This is a genomic window from Dyadobacter soli (assembly GCF_900101885.1).
Classification (GTDB): Bacteria; Bacteroidota; Bacteroidia; order Cytophagales; family Spirosomataceae; genus Dyadobacter; species Dyadobacter soli.
The window spans coordinates 94,217-111,814 of record NZ_FNAN01000001.1 but is presented as its reverse complement, the minus strand read 5'-3'; the positions used below and the strand labels follow the sequence as shown (position 1 = coordinate 111,814).

14 protein-coding genes are annotated in these 17,598 nt (G+C 51.7%); 6 read left to right on the top strand and 8 right to left on the bottom strand.

Annotated elements, in window-relative coordinates; genetic code table 11:
- Positions 1–7 precede the first annotated feature (7 nt).
- From BLQ88_RS00450 to BLQ88_RS00440, 3 genes are read left to right on the top strand one after another with little or no spacing between them, the layout of a single operon-like run.
- Positions 8–1,654, top strand: coding sequence for a RagB/SusD family nutrient uptake outer membrane protein (locus BLQ88_RS00450; protein ID WP_176884841.1), 1,647 nt, complete (start codon positions 8–10; stop codon positions 1,652–1,654).
- 48 nt (positions 1,655–1,702) lie between these two features.
- Positions 1,703–3,367 carry a glycoside hydrolase family 28 protein gene (locus BLQ88_RS00445; RefSeq protein ID WP_090145651.1) on the top strand — a complete coding sequence of 555 codons (1,665 nt, stop codon included), beginning with the start codon at positions 1,703–1,705 and terminating at the stop codon, positions 3,365–3,367.
- The gene (locus BLQ88_RS00440) at positions 3,354–5,069 is read left to right on the top strand and encodes a glycoside hydrolase family 43 protein (protein WP_090145650.1); all 1,716 of its coding nucleotides are present in this window, start codon (positions 3,354–3,356) and stop codon (positions 5,067–5,069) included. Before BLQ88_RS00445 ends, BLQ88_RS00440 begins: the two co-directional genes overlap by 14 nt.
- Before the next feature lie 9 nt (positions 5,070–5,078).
- Here the strand turns inward: BLQ88_RS00440 and BLQ88_RS00435 are convergent, their stop codons facing one another.
- The 3 genes from BLQ88_RS00435 to BLQ88_RS00425 form a co-directional block, all read right to left on the bottom strand.
- Positions 5,079–5,465 carry a hypothetical protein gene (locus tag BLQ88_RS00435; protein WP_090145649.1) on the bottom strand — a complete coding sequence of 129 codons (387 nt, stop codon included), beginning with the start codon at positions 5,463–5,465 and terminating at the stop codon, positions 5,079–5,081.
- Positions 5,466–5,541: 76 nt separating this feature from the next.
- Entirely contained in the window at positions 5,542–6,306 is a 765-nt protein-coding gene (locus tag BLQ88_RS00430) for a LytR/AlgR family response regulator transcription factor (protein ID WP_090145647.1), read from the bottom strand.
- Between the two features lie 3 nt (positions 6,307–6,309).
- Positions 6,310–9,915, bottom strand: a complete 3,606-nt coding sequence (locus tag BLQ88_RS00425) for a two-component regulator propeller domain-containing protein (RefSeq protein ID WP_090145646.1) — start codon at positions 9,913–9,915, stop codon at positions 6,310–6,312.
- Positions 9,916–10,199: 284 nt separating this feature from the next.
- Here BLQ88_RS00425 and BLQ88_RS00420 point away from each other — a divergent pair, with 284 nt between their 5' ends.
- The gene (locus BLQ88_RS00420) at positions 10,200–10,904 is read left to right on the top strand and encodes a DKNYY domain-containing protein (RefSeq protein WP_090145644.1); all 705 of its coding nucleotides are present in this window, start codon (positions 10,200–10,202) and stop codon (positions 10,902–10,904) included.
- Between the two features lie 232 nt (positions 10,905–11,136).
- Here BLQ88_RS00420 and BLQ88_RS00415 read toward each other — a convergent pair whose 3' ends face one another.
- The 4 genes from BLQ88_RS00415 to BLQ88_RS00400 all read right to left on the bottom strand — a co-directional run bounded on the left by BLQ88_RS00415 (position 11,137) and on the right by BLQ88_RS00400 (position 13,555).
- Complete coding sequence (locus BLQ88_RS00415) at positions 11,137–11,514, bottom strand: hypothetical protein (RefSeq protein ID WP_090145642.1); 378 nt, start codon at positions 11,512–11,514, stop codon at positions 11,137–11,139.
- 167 nt (positions 11,515–11,681) lie between these two features.
- On the bottom strand, positions 11,682–11,861 hold the full coding sequence (locus BLQ88_RS00410) for a hypothetical protein (RefSeq protein ID WP_090145641.1): 180 nt from the start codon (positions 11,859–11,861) through the stop codon (positions 11,682–11,684).
- Positions 11,862–12,039: 178 nt separating this feature from the next.
- On the bottom strand, positions 12,040–12,465 hold the full coding sequence (locus BLQ88_RS00405; protein WP_090145639.1) for a hypothetical protein: 426 nt from the start codon (positions 12,463–12,465) through the stop codon (positions 12,040–12,042).
- 82 nt (positions 12,466–12,547) lie between these two features.
- The gene (locus BLQ88_RS00400) at positions 12,548–13,555 is read right to left on the bottom strand and encodes a glycoside hydrolase family 43 protein (protein ID WP_090145637.1); all 1,008 of its coding nucleotides are present in this window, start codon (positions 13,553–13,555) and stop codon (positions 12,548–12,550) included.
- Between the two features lie 140 nt (positions 13,556–13,695).
- Between BLQ88_RS00400 and BLQ88_RS00395 the strand changes: the two genes are divergently transcribed.
- Both BLQ88_RS00395 and BLQ88_RS00390 read left to right on the top strand, forming a co-directional pair.
- Positions 13,696–14,727, top strand: coding sequence for an SDR family NAD(P)-dependent oxidoreductase (locus BLQ88_RS00395; RefSeq protein WP_090145635.1), 1,032 nt, complete (start codon positions 13,696–13,698; stop codon positions 14,725–14,727).
- 6 nt (positions 14,728–14,733) lie between these two features.
- Positions 14,734–15,546 (top strand): helix-turn-helix domain-containing protein, encoded by an 813-nt coding sequence (locus BLQ88_RS00390; protein ID WP_090145633.1) that lies wholly within the window; start codon positions 14,734–14,736, stop codon positions 15,544–15,546.
- Between the two features lie 201 nt (positions 15,547–15,747).
- Here BLQ88_RS00390 and BLQ88_RS00385 read toward each other — a convergent pair whose 3' ends face one another.
- Positions 15,748–17,403, bottom strand: coding sequence for an arylsulfatase (locus BLQ88_RS00385; protein WP_090145631.1), 1,656 nt, complete (start codon positions 17,401–17,403; stop codon positions 15,748–15,750).
- Between the last annotated feature and the right edge of the window lie 195 nt (positions 17,404–17,598).

Genomic DNA, 17,598 nt, shown 5'->3' with positions numbered 1-17,598 from the left:
CAAGAAAATGAGATCACAACTATTGAAAACAGGGTTTATAGCGGTTTCCCTCATGGGGCTGTTTGCCTGTGAGAATACATTGGAGGAATATAATCCCTCGGGCCTTACCTCCGAAACCGTTTACACCACGCCCGAAGGTTTTGAAACGCTCGTGAATGCCGCCTACTCCTACCAGCGCTGGTGGTATGGCAAGGAAGAAGGCTACAACCTCGCCGAAACCGGTACCGACATCTGGACCAGCGGCGCGGGCGAGGTATACCGCGATTTGACCCAATACCTCAACCTCCAAGGCAGCAATGCGGCCCTTACCAACGAATGGCGGGAGTTTTACGCGGCCATTAACCTCTGCAACGGCGGTGTCAACCGCATCGGCGAGGCGGGCCTTTCCGATGCATTGCGCCCGGTGCGCGAGGGCGAGCTACGTTTTTTACGGGCATTTTACTACTGGCACATTGTCGAAACTTGGGGTGGCGTGCATTTCACGACCACCGAAACCAACGGTATCCTGACGACCGCCAACAAAACGCCGGTGGAGACTTTTTATAACCAGATTTTCGAGGACCTGAAAATCGCGGTAGCCGGCCTTCCGGCGACTCAGCCGCAGTACGGCCGTGTTACCAAAGGCGCCGCGCAGGCGTTTCTGGCCAGAATGTACCTCACCAGGGGCATGCATAAGGAGGCATTGGAAATGGCGAAAGCGGTTTTGGACGGAAATTACGGGTATCAACTCGAAGCCAACTACGCCGATCTCTGGAAAATGAGCAACCTGAAATCGAAAGAGGTGATCTATACCGTGGATTACTCGGCTAACCTCGCATTGAACGACCTGGCCAACTCGACTTTTAACCCGTACGGACACAGCCGCGGCAGTAACAATGCACATTTGCTCTTCCTGATGAAATACGACGACCGCCCGGGCATGACCCGCGACATTACCAACGGCCGGCCATTCAACCGCTACATGCCCACCCGCTTCCTGCTCGATCTTTTCTCGGCCGACGACGCGCGCTACGAGGGCAGTTTTATGGAAACATGGTATGCCAATTCCGCGACTTTGCCCACCGGCATCGCCAAGGGTGATACCGCTGTGTATTGCACGAAACTGGAAATCGCCGACGCCGTCGAAGCGTCCAAAAAGTACCAGACTTACGACCGCAGTGACATTTACCTCGCCGACGGGACTGTGAAGGACAACCTGCGCTACCCTACCCTTTCCAAATTCATGGACCCAACCCGCGCGAGCCTGAATGAGGCGCAAAGCGCACGGGACGTGTTTGTGATCCGCCTGGCGGAAGTATACCTGATCGCCGCCGAAGCCGCCATGCAAACCGGCGACCTGACCGCAGCAGCCCAATATGTGAATGCAGTCCGCACCCGCGCTGCCAAGCCGGGTAAGGCAGCGGCAATGCAGGTGAAACCAGCAGATATCACGCTGGATTTCATCCTCGACGAGCGCGCACGGGAGCTCGCGGGCGAGCAACTCCGCTGGTTCGATCTGAAACGCACCGGCAAGCTGGTGGAGCGCGTGAAGAAATATGCGCCCGACAATGCCATCAATATACAGGAACACCACACCGTGCGTCCGATCCCGCAAACCCAGCTGGATGCGGTGGTGAACAAAAATGAGTTTAAACAGAATGCCGGTTACCAATAATCCATTTTAAATGTCTTCCTGCCTCAAAAGCAGGAAGACGATTTTGCTATGACTTACAAAACACGAATTGCCGCATTGACCGCCGCCGCTTTGGCGTGCTACGGCCTGTCCACGCATGACGCAACCGCGCAGGAAGCATTCAGCTGGTCGAACCTGCCGAAAATTCAGCAGCCCGTTTTCCGAAAGGATACCGTGCGCATTACCGCATTCGGAGCGGTAGCCGACGGCCACACGCTCAACACCAAAGCCATTAACCAGGCCATTGAAAGTTGCAGCAAAAAGGGCGGCGGCGTGGTGCTGGTACCCGCCGGGCTTTGGATCACGGGCCCTGTGGTGATGAAAAGTAATGTAAACCTGCATTTGCACGAGGGTTCCCTGTTGCTTTTCACAACAGACAAATCGCAATACGCTATTACCGAGGGCTTTTACGAAGGAAAAGCCGCGGCGCGGAATGAATCGCCTATTTCGGGGAAAGACCTTGAAAACGTGGCCATTACGGGTAAAGGCATTGTCGACGGCAATGGGGATGTGTGGCGGGCTGTCAATAAAAACCAGCTTACCGAGCCGCAATGGAAGGAAAAAATCGAGTCGGGCGGCGTGTTGAAAGATGACGGCAAGGTCTGGTACCCGAGCGAGCAATTCAAAAGGGCGAGTGTGGACGGCAAAAGTATGCTGCTGACGGGCGGTAAAAAACCGGCGGATTTTGCGGATATCAAGGATTATCTGCGGCCTAATCTCGTGGTTTTCAATAACTGTAAAAAGGTTTTGCTCGAAGGCGTTACATTCCAGAATTCCGCCGCCTGGTGCCTCCACCCGCTGATGGTCCAGGACCTGACGATCCGCAATGTGCGCGTCAAAAACCCGGAATATGCGCATAATGGCGACGGTATGGATATCGAATCCTGCAAAAACTTCCTCATCGAAGGCTGCGTGCTCGATGTGGGCGATGATGCGATCTGCATTAAATCGGGTAAGGACGAGGAAGGTCGCAAACGCGGCATACCGACTGAAAACGGCATTATCCGCAACAATATCGTGTACCAGGGGCACGGCGGGTTTGTGGTAGGCAGCGAAATGAGCGGCGGCGCGCGGAATATTTTTGTGGAGCAATGCACATTCATGGGTACCGACAAGGGCTTGCGTTTCAAGTCGGTGCGCGGGCGCGGCGGTGTGGTGGAGAAGATTTATGCCAGAAATATCAATATGAAGGATATCAAGCAGGAAGCGATTTTCTTTGACCTCTATTATTTCGTCAAATTCGCGACCGACGGCGAGCGTGATATGCGCCCGGTGGTAAATGAAGGTACGCCGGTTTTCAAGGATATGGTTTTTGAAAACATCGTGTGCAATGGCGCTACTAAAGGCGTTTTCGTGCGCGGCCTGCCCGAAATGCCGGTGCGGAATATCAAAATGGAGAATATGGTACTTTCCGCCGAAACCGGTGTAGAGCTTACCGACGCGGACAAGATCGCTTTCAAAAATGTGAAACTGATCACGAAGCATTCCAAACCGGTGATTTTGGCTGATAATGCGACAAACGTCACCATCGACGGCCTGCAATTCAACAACCAGGCCGAAACGCTTATTTCAGTTACGGGCGAGCGCAGCCAGAACATCAGCATCGCGCATACCGACGCTTCGAAAGCGCAAAAAGTAAAGGAATTTTCAAAAGGAGCACAGGAGAAAAGCCTGGTCATTCATGAAGGTAAATAAGTACTATTGGGTCGCCGGCGCATTGCTGGCGACCTCCGCTTTTGCACAAAACAAGCCTGTTTCAAATCCGCAAACACGCGCCGCTCACATAACCAATTCCAAAACCGGAAATTCGCCCAAATCAGCCGTTGGAACATCCGTTTCAGAAATCTGGATCGCCGATCTGGGCGACGGTCGCTACAAAAACCCGGTCCTGCACGCCGATTACTCCGACCCGGATGCCTGTCGCGTGGGCGAGGACTATTACATGACCGCATCCAGCTTCGACGCCATTCCCGGCCTGCCCATTCTGCATTCCAGAGACCTGGTTAACTGGACATTAATCGGCCACGCATTGCCGCGTCAGGTGCCTATCGAACATTTTGAGCAAACGCAGCACGGAAATGGCGTGTGGGCGCCTGCGATACGGTTTCACAAAGGCGAGTTTTACATTTACTATCCCGACCCGGATTTTGGTATTTATGTAATGAAGGCCAAAAACGCTGCCGGACCTTGGAGCGAGCCGGTACTCGTAGAAGGCGGCAAAGGGCTCATCGATCCTTGCCCGCTCTGGGACGACGATGGCCAGGTATACCTCGTACACGGCTGGGCGGGCAGCCGCGCCGGCATTAAAAGTGTGATTACGGTTAAAAAAATGAATGCGGAAGGCACAAAAGTCACCGACGCGGGCGTGCTCGTGTACGACGGCCATAAAATCGACCCGACCGTGGAAGGGCCTAAATTTTACAAACGCAACGGGTACTACTACATTTTCGCCCCGGCGGGCGGCGTCGCGACGGGCTGGCAAATTGTGCTGCGTTCCAAAAACGTGTACGGGCCGTACGAAAGAAAAGTGGTAATGGCCGAAGGAAAATCGGGCATTAACGGTCCGCATCAGGGCGCGTGGGTGACGACAAGCCCTGTGAATGGAAAATCAGAAGACTGGTTCCTGCATTTCCAAGACAAAGACGAATATGGCCGCGTCGTGCATTTGCAACCGATGAAATGGGTGAACGACTGGCCCGTCATAGGCACCGACCCGGACGGCGACGGCATAGGCGATCCCGTTTTGACCTATACCAAACCATTGACCGGTAAAAAATACCCCATCGCCACCCCGCCGGAATCCGACGAGTTCAGCAACCCGGCATTAGGGAAGCAATGGCAATGGCAGGCTAATCCGAAAGGTACCTGGGCAATGCCAGCAGCGGGTTTTCTTCGAATGTATTCCTACAAAACACCGGAGAATGCCAGGAACTTGTGGGACGTGCCGAATGTGCTCCTGCAAAAGTTTCCGGCGGAAGAATTTACGGTTACTACCAAATTACGATTTACCCCGAACGCGAATCTGACGAACGAAAAGACAGGACTGATTATCATGGGGCAAAGCTATGCGGGCATTTACCTGAGAAGCGGGAAAAACAAAACGGAATTGGTTTACGCCGTTTGCCAGAAAGCCTCGGACGGAAAACCGGAAGCGGAACGCGTTTTGGCGGAGTTCAAACCCCGGACGGATCTGCATTTACGCGTAAAAGTGATGAAGGACGGCAAATGCGAATTCGGGTTCAGCGAGGATGGTACCAATTTTAAAATGACCGGAGAAGCTTTCCAGGCGGAAGTAGGAAGATGGATCGGCGCGAAAGTGGGGCTATTCTGCACCCGGGAAACGCAAACAAATGACTCCGGCTATGCGGATTACGACTGGTTCAGAATAACAAAATGATTGTAACTGCTACACGGAGTCAATGCTGTCGAGGTTCAATACCACGGTAGGCTTCCGGCCCGAATAATTGTATCTGACCGAAACACGGTCGCCGGCCTGGGGTACGCGGGTGAGTTGTTCGCGCAAGACGTGGACTTCGGTCACAAAATTGCGACCCCGGGTGGGCTTCACGTGTACCTGAAATGTATAGTAAGGCTCGCCCTGTAAATAAGACCCGGGGTGTTCTTCTGAAAGCAGTACCACGGCATCGGCCACCTGTCCGTCCCTGACGTCCTTGCCACCCAGCAACAGCATTGTCCGACGGAAACGCAGGCCAAACCAGAGCCCTCCAAAGATCAGAAATGCCAGTAATAAAATGAGCAACATTTGCCCGGCACGTATCGCCAATATCTCCATAGCCAATAGAATTCGATGGCTTCAAAGAAAGGGCGCATTGATCCAAAGTACGACAATAGTGATTTAACGGACAGTCTCACTTATCGAGTGGCTGGTTTCCGAGGGGCAACTGTAAGAGCACTTCCTCTTTTTTGCGTCTCGATATTTCTATACGGCTACCATCCAGTAATTCTACCAAATCATGGTCAGCCATGAGTTTTGCAATAAATTTGGGGTTCACCAAATGTGACTTGTGGGTCCGTATGAACCCGAATTCCGTCAGCATTTCCTCGTAGTGTTTCAAAGTCTTGCTGGCCAGGACGGGCTTGCGGCTTTTGATAAAGATATTGGTATAGTTGCCTTCTCCCTGCAACCTGACGATCTGGTCCAGCGTAAAGAACGACACACCATCCTGGAATGGCACGGCCAGCCGGAACTCGCTCGCACGCTTGTGCGCAATGTTACGCACGAGGTTATCGAACAGCACAGGGTTCTGGTGCAGGTTCTGCTTTTTCAGAAAACGGTCCACGGCCGCCCGCAACTCATCCGGATCGACTGGTTTGAGCAGATAATCCAGGGCGCTGAACCGGATCGCCTGTACCGCATACTGGTTGTACGCGGTGGTAAATATGACCTCGAAGGCGGGTTCTTTCAAAGACCTCAAAAAATCGAAGCCATTCTTACCGGGCATTTCAACATCGAGAAAAACGATATTCGGGCGGTACGTTTTCAGGATTTCGAGCGCATTGTCCACTGATTCGGCTTGTTTCACTTCACGGATCTCTTCCACATACATTTCAATGTAATGCGCCAGCACGCTTCTTGATTTCGGCTCGTCGTCAACAATAAGTGCTTTGATCATTGTCTATGTCTGATATAAGTAGGTAGATAATTCTATTCTGACAAGCGTTCCCGCCGGATTGCCGTCGGCATCGTACCGGTCGACCACTTCCAGGCTGGCATGGTTGCCCTGGCGGGCAAGGACGTCGATCCGGTCCTCACAGATACGAATTCCGCGTGATTCGTGTTCCCGCGTCCGCGAGGAATTTGCCCTGATTTCCGCCGATTTTTTCCGGCCGATGCCATTGTCCTCGATTTCACACGCAAACAGCTCCGGCCCGATCAGGAAAAACCTGATATTCATATGCCTTTCGCCTTGCTTATGCATTAATCCATGCCATAAACCGTTCTCCACGAAAGGTTGCAGCAGCATGGAAGGCAACCGCACATAATCGTCCTCTAACTCGAGATCGATGTCGATGCAATAGGAAAACCCGCCTCCGAAACGCAGCAATTCCAGTTCGAGATAGAGTTCGAGAACATCCCGTTCCTCCGCAATCGTGATGAGGTTGCGGCCGGAATTGTTGAGTACCAGCCTGAACAGCTTGGCGAATTTGTTGAGGTACCTGCTCGCTTCGGCATATTTTTGGGTGACGATGCATTCCTGAATGCTGTTCAGGCAGTTAAAAATAAAATGCGGGTTCATCTGCGCCCGCAAGGCCATTAGCTGGCTCTCCGCGAGCATTTTATTGATCCGCAGCAACATAATTTCCTGCCGCTCCGCCTGCGCGCGGGCCATCGCTTCGGTAATTTTATTGGCGCTGATGGCGGCGATCGTCGAGATCGCACGAACGTGGCCGTAATTGTAAAAATTCTTACGCGGATGTTCGGAATCGATGACGCCGATCACCTGCCCTTCGTGAAGAATAGGCACTGCCAGTTCCGACGCCCTCGCCTGATCGTCGATAATGTAGCGCGGGTCTTTGGATGTATCCCCGATAATCTGCGATGTGCCTGTTGCCGCTGCCGCTCCCACAATTCCCTCTCCAACCGCAATTTCGATCGGGTTAAGGATTTCATATTCCTTCGGACTTTTAGGCCCGTATGCCGCTTTCTGAATCAGTTTCCCACTTTCTTTATCCAATAGGTAAACCACACAATCTTCAAAATGCAATTTGGAAATGCAGTTACGGGCAATGTCCCAGCATATTTCGTTCACGGAATTATCCCCATATACGCTGTTCGCAAAATATTCGATCGTGTCCTCGAGGTCTTTTTTCCTCAGTCTTTTATTATAAAGATGATAAATCCAATACAGGACTCCGAGAGCAGCAAGCACGCAGGCGAACACAAACCACCAGGTCTGCCACCAATGGGGAAGCACCCGAATTTTGAGGGTTTCTGCTGCCTTCATCCAACGACCATTCTCATCGGTACTCCTCACCCTGAAAACGTAATCGCCTGGAAGCAGGCCGGTATAGGAAGCAATAATGTTACGGCCGGCCGGCACCCAATCGTCGTCCAATCCGACCAGTTGATAACTGTATTGCAGCGAAGGAATGTCCCGGTGACTCAGCGATGCGTACTGGAATGTCACAAACGACTCGTCCGGGTTCAATTCCAGCAGGCCCCCTGTGAGTCCCCTGATCCGCTCCTGCCCGAAAACTTTCACAGAAGTGATGGCAGGTGGTTTCTGAACGGGAACGGAAGCGAAATGCAGCGGGTTGATTACCACCACGTGGTCGAGCATTACCGCATAAATCTTGCCTCCCGCCACGGTTACATAGTTCCAGTAATCCTGCAAGGTCTTACCCAAATCGAGTTCTACTTTGCTGACATTATTGCTAACAGGATCGTAAGCCGCCAATCCCTCGCGCGTGGCCGCCCACACAACACCGTTATTATCAATGTCGAGTGACGAAACCTGATCATATGGCAATCCGTTTTTGGTACTAATGGTATTGAGCACTCTGCCATTGGGGTCGATTTTCATCAATCCGTTGGCTGTCGACGCCGCCCAGATGTCGCCTGTCTTGCTCTGCCGCATGGCATATAGATGCTCATCGGCTAGTTCAGGCGTAGTGAGGGCGTTAAAGCGACCCGCCGCGTGATCATATCGTAACAATCCCTTTCCCTGGACCGCGAAAAGAATGTCGCCGTTGGAAAGCAGGACAAATGCCTGTGAATTAGCAAATTGAAAAAGGCCATACCGCGGATCGGTACCGTCGAACCGGACGCAAACTTTCGTGACCGGATTATAACGGTAATATGCATCGCCATCGATCTCGAACCAGATATTACCTTGCTTGTCCACGAACACAAACGGCGCTTCATACGACGGCAGCCCTTTTTTCATCTGATCGAAACGCTGCAAAACCGTTTGCCCCGGCGCAAGGGAATAAATGCCGTCGAAACCGGCAAACCACCAGGTATCACCTACCTTGGCAGTCATGACGGCCCGGTTGTTCCGCAGCCTTTTGCTGGGCGTAAGGTACTTGCGGTAAGTGCGGTCCGCGGTGTTATAGAACACTACACCATCCTCCTTGCACGCGATGATCGTCTTGTCATCAATGGTGATGGAATTGGCGTGAGCAAAACTGGTTTCCAGAAAAAACTCGAAACTGGGCAGTTTATAAATGGCCTCGATGGGGTCACGAGGTAATGTTTTACTCACACCATTGATCGTACCAAGCCACACATTGCCCTGCTTATCCGAAATGGCGTCGCGGAAATGCCCGTACGCGATCGTATACGCCTGATCCTGACTATATTCCAATTTACGAAATGGCTGTCCCGGTTCTTTCAAAAAGGCGGCGAAAAGCCAGGTTGAAACCCAAAGCCGATCCTGGGAGTCGATAAATAGAAAGTTGCACCCCTCGCCGATCATCTTGCCGTCGAGCTCATAATATTTGTCGAGCTTACCGGTTCGGTAATGCCAGTAGTTGAGCGAAGGTTCGGTATCGCAGCCGTACCATACATTACCATGGCGGTCCAGCGCAATCGCATTCACATGCTCCGATTCCAGCAATGGACTTTTCAGCACATTATTACCTTTGAAATAAACCTTGTTTGCTTTACAATCCACAAAAAACGGCCTGTTTCCTCCTACCCACAATCCGCTACGCAGCGTATCGTAGGTCATGCAGGTGAGTTGAAAACGCGAAAAATCGAATTTGCGGGCTTCGGGAATTGCTTCTGTGATCGATTGCAGTTTTTGATGATCGTATAAATAAAGTCCGTCGGATGTACCGATCCAGATACGCCCCTGCCCGTCGGCGCGAATTCTTACGATGTACTTTTGGGCGAGTGCTTCAAACCGGGCATCACGTGAGAACCTACCGTTCTTCTTATCAAATAGCAGAACGCCCCTCCGCAATCCTATTATAAGTGTGTCTTCGCCTTTGAAGGGTAGAATCGCATTCACAAAATGCTTCTGCCCGCCATTCGTATCATGATAACGTTGTACTACCGCCCCGTCGTAACGGTCAAGCCCGGCGGAAGTACCGATCCACAAGAAGCCGGAAGGATCTTTGTATAAACACCTGATTTGCTTGGCGCTGAGGCCATCCTGCCAGCGGATATTCTGAAACAGCGTTTGTGCCCCGAGACGTCCGCTCAACAAGCAGAGTATAAGGGATAGCACAAAAACCAGCTTTTTAAAGAAGCGCATCACTGCCGACAGGATTTTCATTGACGATTCGCACTCAATATCTGCGATATCCAGTCCAAATACGTCAATTCCATACAACTGTACTAGCTCATTTATTTATCGGTAAAAACCTGGAAGTGCCTCAGAATGGCTGAAATGAGGTTTTGTATAATGCCGGATACTCATTGATTTACCGGTAAATAGCCGATAGTTACCGTTACCTCATTAAAAATGGACGTTACTTGCTCCGATACGCACATTTGCGGCTCGATTCCCAACGCCATGAAAAATAATCCTTATCACACTCAACCTCATCCTAACTCATCATGCTAGTCCTGCTCCTGATAACCGCCGTCTTCCTGACCATTGTCGTTACCAGCCTGTTCCTGCTCCGCCCAGCCACCCCATCGTCCGCACCTTCGCTATCCTTTGACATTTATGAGATCGAGAACAAACTGGTTTACTATACTGAAAAGGACGGGCGCAAATCGGTGATTCCCGATGCAAATGCCAGGACGTTCCAGGTATTGACCACTGGCTCAGGAACACGTCACACGCATTCACTTTATGCACGCGATTTCGAGAATGTGTATTTCCGGGGTAAAAGCATTCCAGGAGCGAATCCTGTCTATTTTCAAATTCTTGGTACCGATCTCGGCCGTGACGACCGGTACGTTTTCAAAGCGAATGAGCTGATTTCGTCCGATGCCAGAAATTTCAAATGCCTCGACGAACGCCTGAGCAAAGACAGCCACCGCGTCTACTTCGACGACCAGGTGATCTCCGAAGCCGCAGGGCATTTCAGGTACATCGGCAAGTGGCAGAAAACCACGTTCTACAAAGACCACAACAAGGTATTCGTCAACGGCAAGGGCTATCGGGTTGCAGATATCGATACTTTCGATTATGTCGGAAACGGTGTTTTCACCGACCGCTGCCACGTATACAAGTTCAATGGCGACGGCTTTCAAAGCAATTCCGGCCAGCCCGTTTTCCGGGCAATGATGCAGTTTCAGCCGGTGTTTGGGTGACCGCTGACCGCGGACCACCGACCGCCGACCGCCGATTTTCTCGCGCCTGCGGCGATTGGCTGTGATGGAACGTGAATGCAACAATGCAAAAAGACCATGGACCGCCGACGATGGACCATGGGTCTTCTCGACATGTGAATCCATATTAAAATGGTCGATCGTCCATGGTCATCACGCATATCGTCCATCATACCGCATCGGCGGTCAGCGGTCGGCCGTCGGCGGTCAGCCGTCATTTCGCCCTTTTCGCCGAAGCGTCAAACATCCCCATCATACTTCCTTTCAAATTATCGTCATCGACTTTCGAGAGATCGAGCGTGACATCGTAGCCTTGGGCGGAGAAGCCGATGGTTATTTTGTCGGCCGCTTCGTCGATGCTGGTAATGGCTATCTTCTCGGCGCTGGGGTCGGTCGCGTTGGTGATTTGGCCACTGAGCTTGCCGTCGGTACGGGCGAGGTCGGCAACGAGCTTGGCGTCGCCATTGGGTGTCCCGAAAACGGTAATCTCCCATTTACCGGCAAAAAAATCCGCATCGGCTGTTTGCGCAATACTTGTACAAACCGCGCCGAGCAGGCACAGAATCATTAGAATAGAGCTAACCCTTCTCATAGTCAATAAGTTTTTGGTGAAGACTAAGACAAAGGTAAAGAAGAGTTTATTTATTGTCTATATTAAAGACAATAATATTTTTTCAATTTGTTATTTATTTAATACCAAAATTTTCAATGCGGGCAAGCCCGGATTTCGGTGAATCTGCTGCCCGCCGCTAAAACGCCCTAACGCTTCTTCTTTCCCCAATTCTTTTTCATGGCGGAGTACGACTTTTTACTCACCGTCTTTTTGTTTTTGGAACGCGATTTCCCCTTCTTTTTGCGGGCGTTGATATTGTTAACGAGCGAATTTTTAACGCCCAGCTTGTTCCGCTTCACCGTTCCCTTCTTTTTAGTTGTTGACATAGCCTGTTTTTGTTTTGAGAAAACAGCATGTCAATATCTGTGCCCCAGTGGAGCTGCCCCAGTGGAACTGCCGCGGTGGAGCTGCCTCAATTACCCTACTGGAAATGATCAGTAAAACTGCCCAAGCAGAAATACGCGAAAAAGTGTTAAGATCAACCCATTGACCAGCGGCAGAATTTTAGTCATTGGAACAACTGGAACTGTCGCCCGATGAGTCGGAACACGAATCGTCGCTTCCGGAATCATTCGTCCCCGAATCGCAATCGGTGGAGCCAAAATCTCCTCCGACAGTGTCATAAATATTCTGATCGACGCCGAACGAATCGCCGGCAGCTATGTCATAGGAATCACCCGCACCGCCTCCGCCGTACTCTCCGCCGCCAAAGGCCAGTGCCTCCTGACCAGTGTAGCCAGCTGATGCCCCATTGTCGCTATAAAAATCAGATGAAACAGGCGAGCCGGCAGCGGCCGAATGATCGCTAATGGAATATCCGCTGTCGGGTGAAGCGGTCTTTCTACGGTAAACAACTGTGTTCTGCCTGCCGGCGCGGAGAAAAAGCAGTACCAAGGAAATAATGGCCAGGAATATTACAACTTCGAGCATGGGAGGTGTTATTTTGGTTTAACCCAAATTAAACGCTCCCCAGGTCCGACCGGGAATCCGATTACTTGCCGGATGCCAGCAATTATTGACCGTCAGTCAGCTGCCTTCCTAGTACGAGCTTATCCCCTGAATCATCCACCTCGAACAGCTTCGGATAGCGTATCGTCCGGCCATTTATGCTCCTGTGGCTGTGAATGGACATCAGCAGCTTCCCGTCGAATGTGCGGAACAACATGCCATGCCCGAAGTTGGGAGGCGTGATCGGGTCTTTTTCCTGAATCCATGGGCCATCGAGCGTGCCGCTTGGGGAATAGGCTACGCCTTGCGTGTAAACATCATAAATCCAGCTCGTCCATAGCATACCCAGCTTGCCCGTTTTGGTGCGGAATACCCAGGGGCCGTCCGTCACTTTGTTGGGACGGTCGGAACCATCCTTGTTTTTTTCGCGGCTCCAAGGCGAGTCGCTGGCACGAAACAGCAGCGTTGGGGCACCGGTGGTACCGCTGAAATCCGGTTTCAATGCAATTTTCTCTACGGTACCATTGTCATTTTGAAGCCATTCGTGACAGAAAATCATGTAAGGCTTACCATCGGTATCCGTCCAGAGCGTGGCGTCCAATGTAAGTTTATCTGCCGGCAGATAAGTCGAATCCTTCATAGGCACATACGGCCCCTCCGGTCGATCGCTCACGAGCACGTGGCATGCGCGCCGTTCCAGGCCTTCGCCTAGTTTGACGGCCTTGTTGGTAAAAGTCGCGAAGTAGTAATATTTGCCATTATGCGCGTGCAATTCAGCGGCCCAGATCATCGGCGTCGGGCCCATCCATGATTTCGGGTCGGTTTGTGCTACGGTAAACGGGCCCGTCCATTTTTTGAGGTCCCTGCTTTTCCAGAGCTTACCGCCGGTACCCGTCATATAGTAGGTTTGGGAAGGCTTGTCGGCCATAATAAACGGGTCGCTCAAACGGATCGAGTCCAGCGGCACGTCGGTTTTTATCACTGGCGAAGCATTCTGCGCGAGCGCGGCGCCGGTGATGCATAAGATTACGGCGCATGCATGCAAAAGCGGTTTGAAAAAGGGCAGGATCATGGTATCGATGGTAGCTGAGGCAAATGATTTGTCGCGATAAGATAGCGGATGTCTTTAAAACAAAAAAAATCGGTCTTTAAAACAAAACCTCCACGAGCCCCCCAGCCTAATTTTGTCCCATTCAAAACAAATAAATTTTTATGGAACATTCAACAATAACTTCCGTTCAATCAAACGCTTACCAACAGCCGATTGCGTCAGGTTTCGATGCGTTTTCTACCGCAGCAGATGTGATCAGAGGCATTGATCTTACCGGCAAAACCATTATCGTGACAGGCGGCTATGCGGGCATTGGGCTGGAAACCGTGAAGACATTCGCGGAGGCAGGTGCGCAAGTGATTGTACCGGCCCGCGATCTGGCCAAAGCCGCACGCAACGTCACGGGCATTTCCAACACGACCGTCGAGTCCCTCGATCTCATGGACCCGGCTTCGATAGACAATTTTGCCCGGAAATTCTTGGAAAGCGGCCGTTCGCTGGATATATTGGTAAACAATGCAGGCATTATGTGGGTACCGCTCCAACGCGACGCGCGCGGCTACGAATCGCAGCTTTCGACTAATCACCTGGGGCATTTTCAGCTGACAGCAAGGCTTTGGCCAGCTTTGAAACAAGCCGGTAACGCAAGGATAGTGAGCGTTTCGTCATTTGGTCACCATATCGCGCCATTTGATTTTGAAGACCCCAACTCCGAGCACAGGGAATATGAGACGCTGGCGGGTTACGGGCAATCGAAAACGGCCAACAACCTCTTCGCCGTGGAGCTCGACCGGCGCGGAAAAGCATTCGGCGTGCGTGCATTCTCGCTGCACCCGGGCTCTGTGAATGGTACTGACCTGGGCCGCGTCGCACCGATGGCACTTTTTCAGCAAATGGGCACACATGATGCCCATGGAAACATTTTCCCGGAAGTGGCGCGGAAGCTGAAAAGCATTCCACAAGGTGCTGCAACCACTGTTTGGTGTGCAACCAGCCCGCAACTGGGAGGATTAGGCGGGTTATACTGCGAAAATGCAGAAGTCGCGGAAATCGATAACGGCAACATCGGGCACCGCTATGATGAGCCGCTCACGCTGCGGGGCGTGAAACCCTACTCCATCGACCCGGACAATGCCCGGAGGCTTTGGACATTGAGCGAGCAAATGACAGGCATTACTTTCGAAGCAAATTGATAACCAGTGGCATACGAGTCGCATTACATTCATCCCGATCTGAAAATCTCCGGCTTTACCGAGCATTTTCATAAAAGCGATGTGCTTTTCGAGGAGCATCTGCTGGTCTGGCTTATTTCCGGGGAAACGAAAATTATACAGCGTGGTCAGGCCCACCTGTTCGGCGCGGGAGACACACTTTTCTTTCCAAGGCATGAACTGGTGACCGTTATTAATTATCCCAAGGACGGTCTCCCCCATCGATCGGCCGTAATGCATTTGACTTCGCATCGCCTGGAAGCTTATTATGCCAAAAATAAGGTGGATGTGAAACCCGTTCCGAAACCCGCGTTCAGGACATTCGACAAACATCCACTACTGCAAAGCTGCCTGGCGTCGCTCGCTCCCTATTTCGACCTCCGCGACCCATTGCCGGAAGCGCTGGCGACCATTAAAATCGAGGAAGCCATTACCATTTTGCGAACCCTGGAACCGGAAATCGACCATTTACTTGCCGATTTCGGCGAGCCGGGTAAGATCAATCTGGCGGATTTCATGGAGCAGCATTATATGTACAACCTGCCAATGTCCAAGTTCGGCTACCTTACCGGCCGCAGCCTGACCACATTCAAACGTGATTTTAAGAAAACCTTCCAGACCACGCCGCAAAAATGGCTTACTGAAAAACGCCTCGACCTGGCGCATTACCTCATCCGGGAAAAGAAGCGGCGACCTTCTGAAGTGTACCTCGAAGCGGGGTTTGAGAACCTTTCACATTTCGGGTATGCATTCAAGAAGCATTTCGGCTACGCGCCGAAATGGCACGAAGGTGAGAAATAGCAGAAATAGCGCGAAGGTCCACCTTCGTGCTGACTATTCGCAGGCCTCTGGCCGGTCTATACCGCAACATTTTGCCGTAAAGACCGGCCGGAGGCCTGCGAATAGTATGTACAAATCGGGAGATTTGTACGAGCAGCCTGCAAATAGAATGTACAAATCAAGAAATTTGTACAAGCGTCAGGAGATTTGCACTATCGGTTCTTAAAAAGTAGGTGGCCTTCTGACAGGCCGCGCTTCCGGCCCTCCGATCGGGTTTTGTGGCTTGATTTTCTCATAATCCACAACTCCAGTCTTTTCGGCCCAGCGGAAGTAATCCGCGGCCAGCTGGTCTACCACATTCGGGTTCGCCGACGCCACATCGGTGGTTTCGCCGCGGTCGGTTTCCAGGTCGTAGAGCTCCCATTTGTATGCCGGATACGTCGACACGATCTTCCATTTACCTTTCCGCACGGCCCTGTTACCAGCACGTTCCCAGAAAATCGGCTCGCCGCTCCGGTCAACTTCGGGGGATTTGCCCGTAAGTACCGGCACGAGGCTTTTTCCAGGGAGCGGGTTGATGTTAATACCCTTTTCAGTAGCCGGATAACCCGCCTTTGCCAGATCGTAGAAGGTCGGCGCGAGGTCGATGAGGTGGCCCGTACCTTTTACGATTTGCCCACCTTTGATCTGTTTCGGAAACCAGGCTATGAATGGCGCACTGATGCCGCCCTCGTGCATATTGTTTTTGTAGGCCGAATGTGGGGTGTTCGAAACGTACGCCCAGGGTTGATCCTGATACACATAAGAGCCCGCCGTGCCTGCCGGACCCGTGTTGCGTTGCGGCCTGCGCGGGGACGCGTGTGCATAACCGCCCTGCGCGCCATTGTCGGAAATGAAGACGATCAATGTGTTATCGTCCTTTTGGAGTGCTTTCAGTTTATCGCGGAGCTTGCCGATGTTCTGGTCCACCCGGTCGACCATCGCCGCATATATTTCCATTTTTCGCTCCCAAAGCAGTTTTTCATCGAAAGGTACATTATTCCAAAGTGTTACATCTTTATCGCGAACGGCAACGGCCTGTTTCGGGTCGGCGATACCCAATTCTTTTTGTCGCTGGATGCGTTCGCTACGCAGCGAATCCCAGCCGATGCTGTACCGGCCTTTGTATTTGGCAATATCCGATTCCGGGGCTTGCAGCGGCCAGTGCGGCGCATTGTAAGCGAGGTACAGGAAGAACGGTTTCGCGGTTTTGCTTTGCTCGTCTAGGAAGCCGAGCGCGTGGTCGGTGATTTCGTCGGTCAAGTATTTGTCGGGAGGTAGATTAATGCGTTTGTTATTTTCAACCAGCTCCACGGCCGGGCCTTTGCCGTACTTTCCAATATCGTAGTAGTTGCTAGCGCCATTGATAAACCCATAAAAACGATCGAAACCGCGCTGATTAGGCCATGCAATGCTATCGTTGCCGACGTGCCATTTGCCGCTCAGCAGCGTGCTGTAACCTGCATTCCGCAAGACCTCCCCGAAAGTGAGCGATTCCTTATTGAGATATCCTTGATAAGCGGGCAGGCCGAGATTCACATTGAAATACCCCACCCCTGCCTTGTGCGGGTACTGGCCCGTGATGAGCGACGCGCGTGTGGGAGCGCAAATCGAATTGTTATAAAACTCACGAAAGCGAATGCCCTCGCCAGCCAGCTGATCGATATTCGGGGTTTTAATTTCGGAACCATACGCACCGATGTCGGAGTAGCCCAGGTCGTCGACCATGATCAAAATGATGTTAGGGCGCACATCAGGGCCTTTCGGAGCAGATTTCTTTTGCGCCACAACACCGGAGAAGGTCATCAGTGCCAGGGCGAAGAATGCAGAGGTCTTCATGATTTTGGAAAAAGGTGTAACAAGAGATGTAGGCGCAAAAATATATTTATTCTATATATCCTATATACTATATTGAAAATAAAATTACAACTGATAGTGCCGCTGTCTGTGATGTCTGTTGTTTTATGCCTACGGCATTTGGAAATTATCGGGTGCAATTTTTTGCTACCTAGGTTACGTGCCTAGCGGCACTTG

Coding starts and splice junctions, on each gene's coding strand:
- BLQ88_RS00445 (WP_090145651.1), top strand. CDS start 1,703: ATGACTTACAAAACACGAATTGCCGCATTGACCGCCGCCGCTTTGGCG.
- BLQ88_RS00395 (WP_090145635.1), top strand. CDS start 13,696: ATGGAACATTCAACAATAACTTCCGTTCAATCAAACGCTTACCAACAG.
- BLQ88_RS00400 (WP_090145637.1), bottom strand. CDS start 13,555: ATGATCCTGCCCTTTTTCAAACCGCTTTTGCATGCATGCGCCGTAATC.
- BLQ88_RS00435 (WP_090145649.1), bottom strand. CDS start 5,465: ATGGAGATATTGGCGATACGTGCCGGGCAAATGTTGCTCATTTTATTA.
- BLQ88_RS00410 (WP_090145641.1), bottom strand. CDS start 11,861: ATGTCAACAACTAAAAAGAAGGGAACGGTGAAGCGGAACAAGCTGGGC.
- BLQ88_RS00420 (WP_090145644.1), top strand. CDS start 10,200: ATGCTAGTCCTGCTCCTGATAACCGCCGTCTTCCTGACCATTGTCGTT.
- BLQ88_RS00415 (WP_090145642.1), bottom strand. CDS start 11,514: ATGAGAAGGGTTAGCTCTATTCTAATGATTCTGTGCCTGCTCGGCGCG.
- BLQ88_RS00450 (WP_176884841.1), top strand. CDS start 8: ATGAGATCACAACTATTGAAAACAGGGTTTATAGCGGTTTCCCTCATG.
- BLQ88_RS00385 (WP_090145631.1), bottom strand. CDS start 17,403: ATGAAGACCTCTGCATTCTTCGCCCTGGCACTGATGACCTTCTCCGGT.
- BLQ88_RS00430 (WP_090145647.1), bottom strand. CDS start 6,306: ATGATCAAAGCACTTATTGTTGACGACGAGCCGAAATCAAGAAGCGTG.
- BLQ88_RS00405 (WP_090145639.1), bottom strand. CDS start 12,465: ATGCTCGAAGTTGTAATATTCCTGGCCATTATTTCCTTGGTACTGCTT.
- BLQ88_RS00425 (WP_090145646.1), bottom strand. CDS start 9,915: ATGAAAATCCTGTCGGCAGTGATGCGCTTCTTTAAAAAGCTGGTTTTT.
- BLQ88_RS00440 (WP_090145650.1), top strand. CDS start 3,354: ATGAAGGTAAATAAGTACTATTGGGTCGCCGGCGCATTGCTGGCGACC.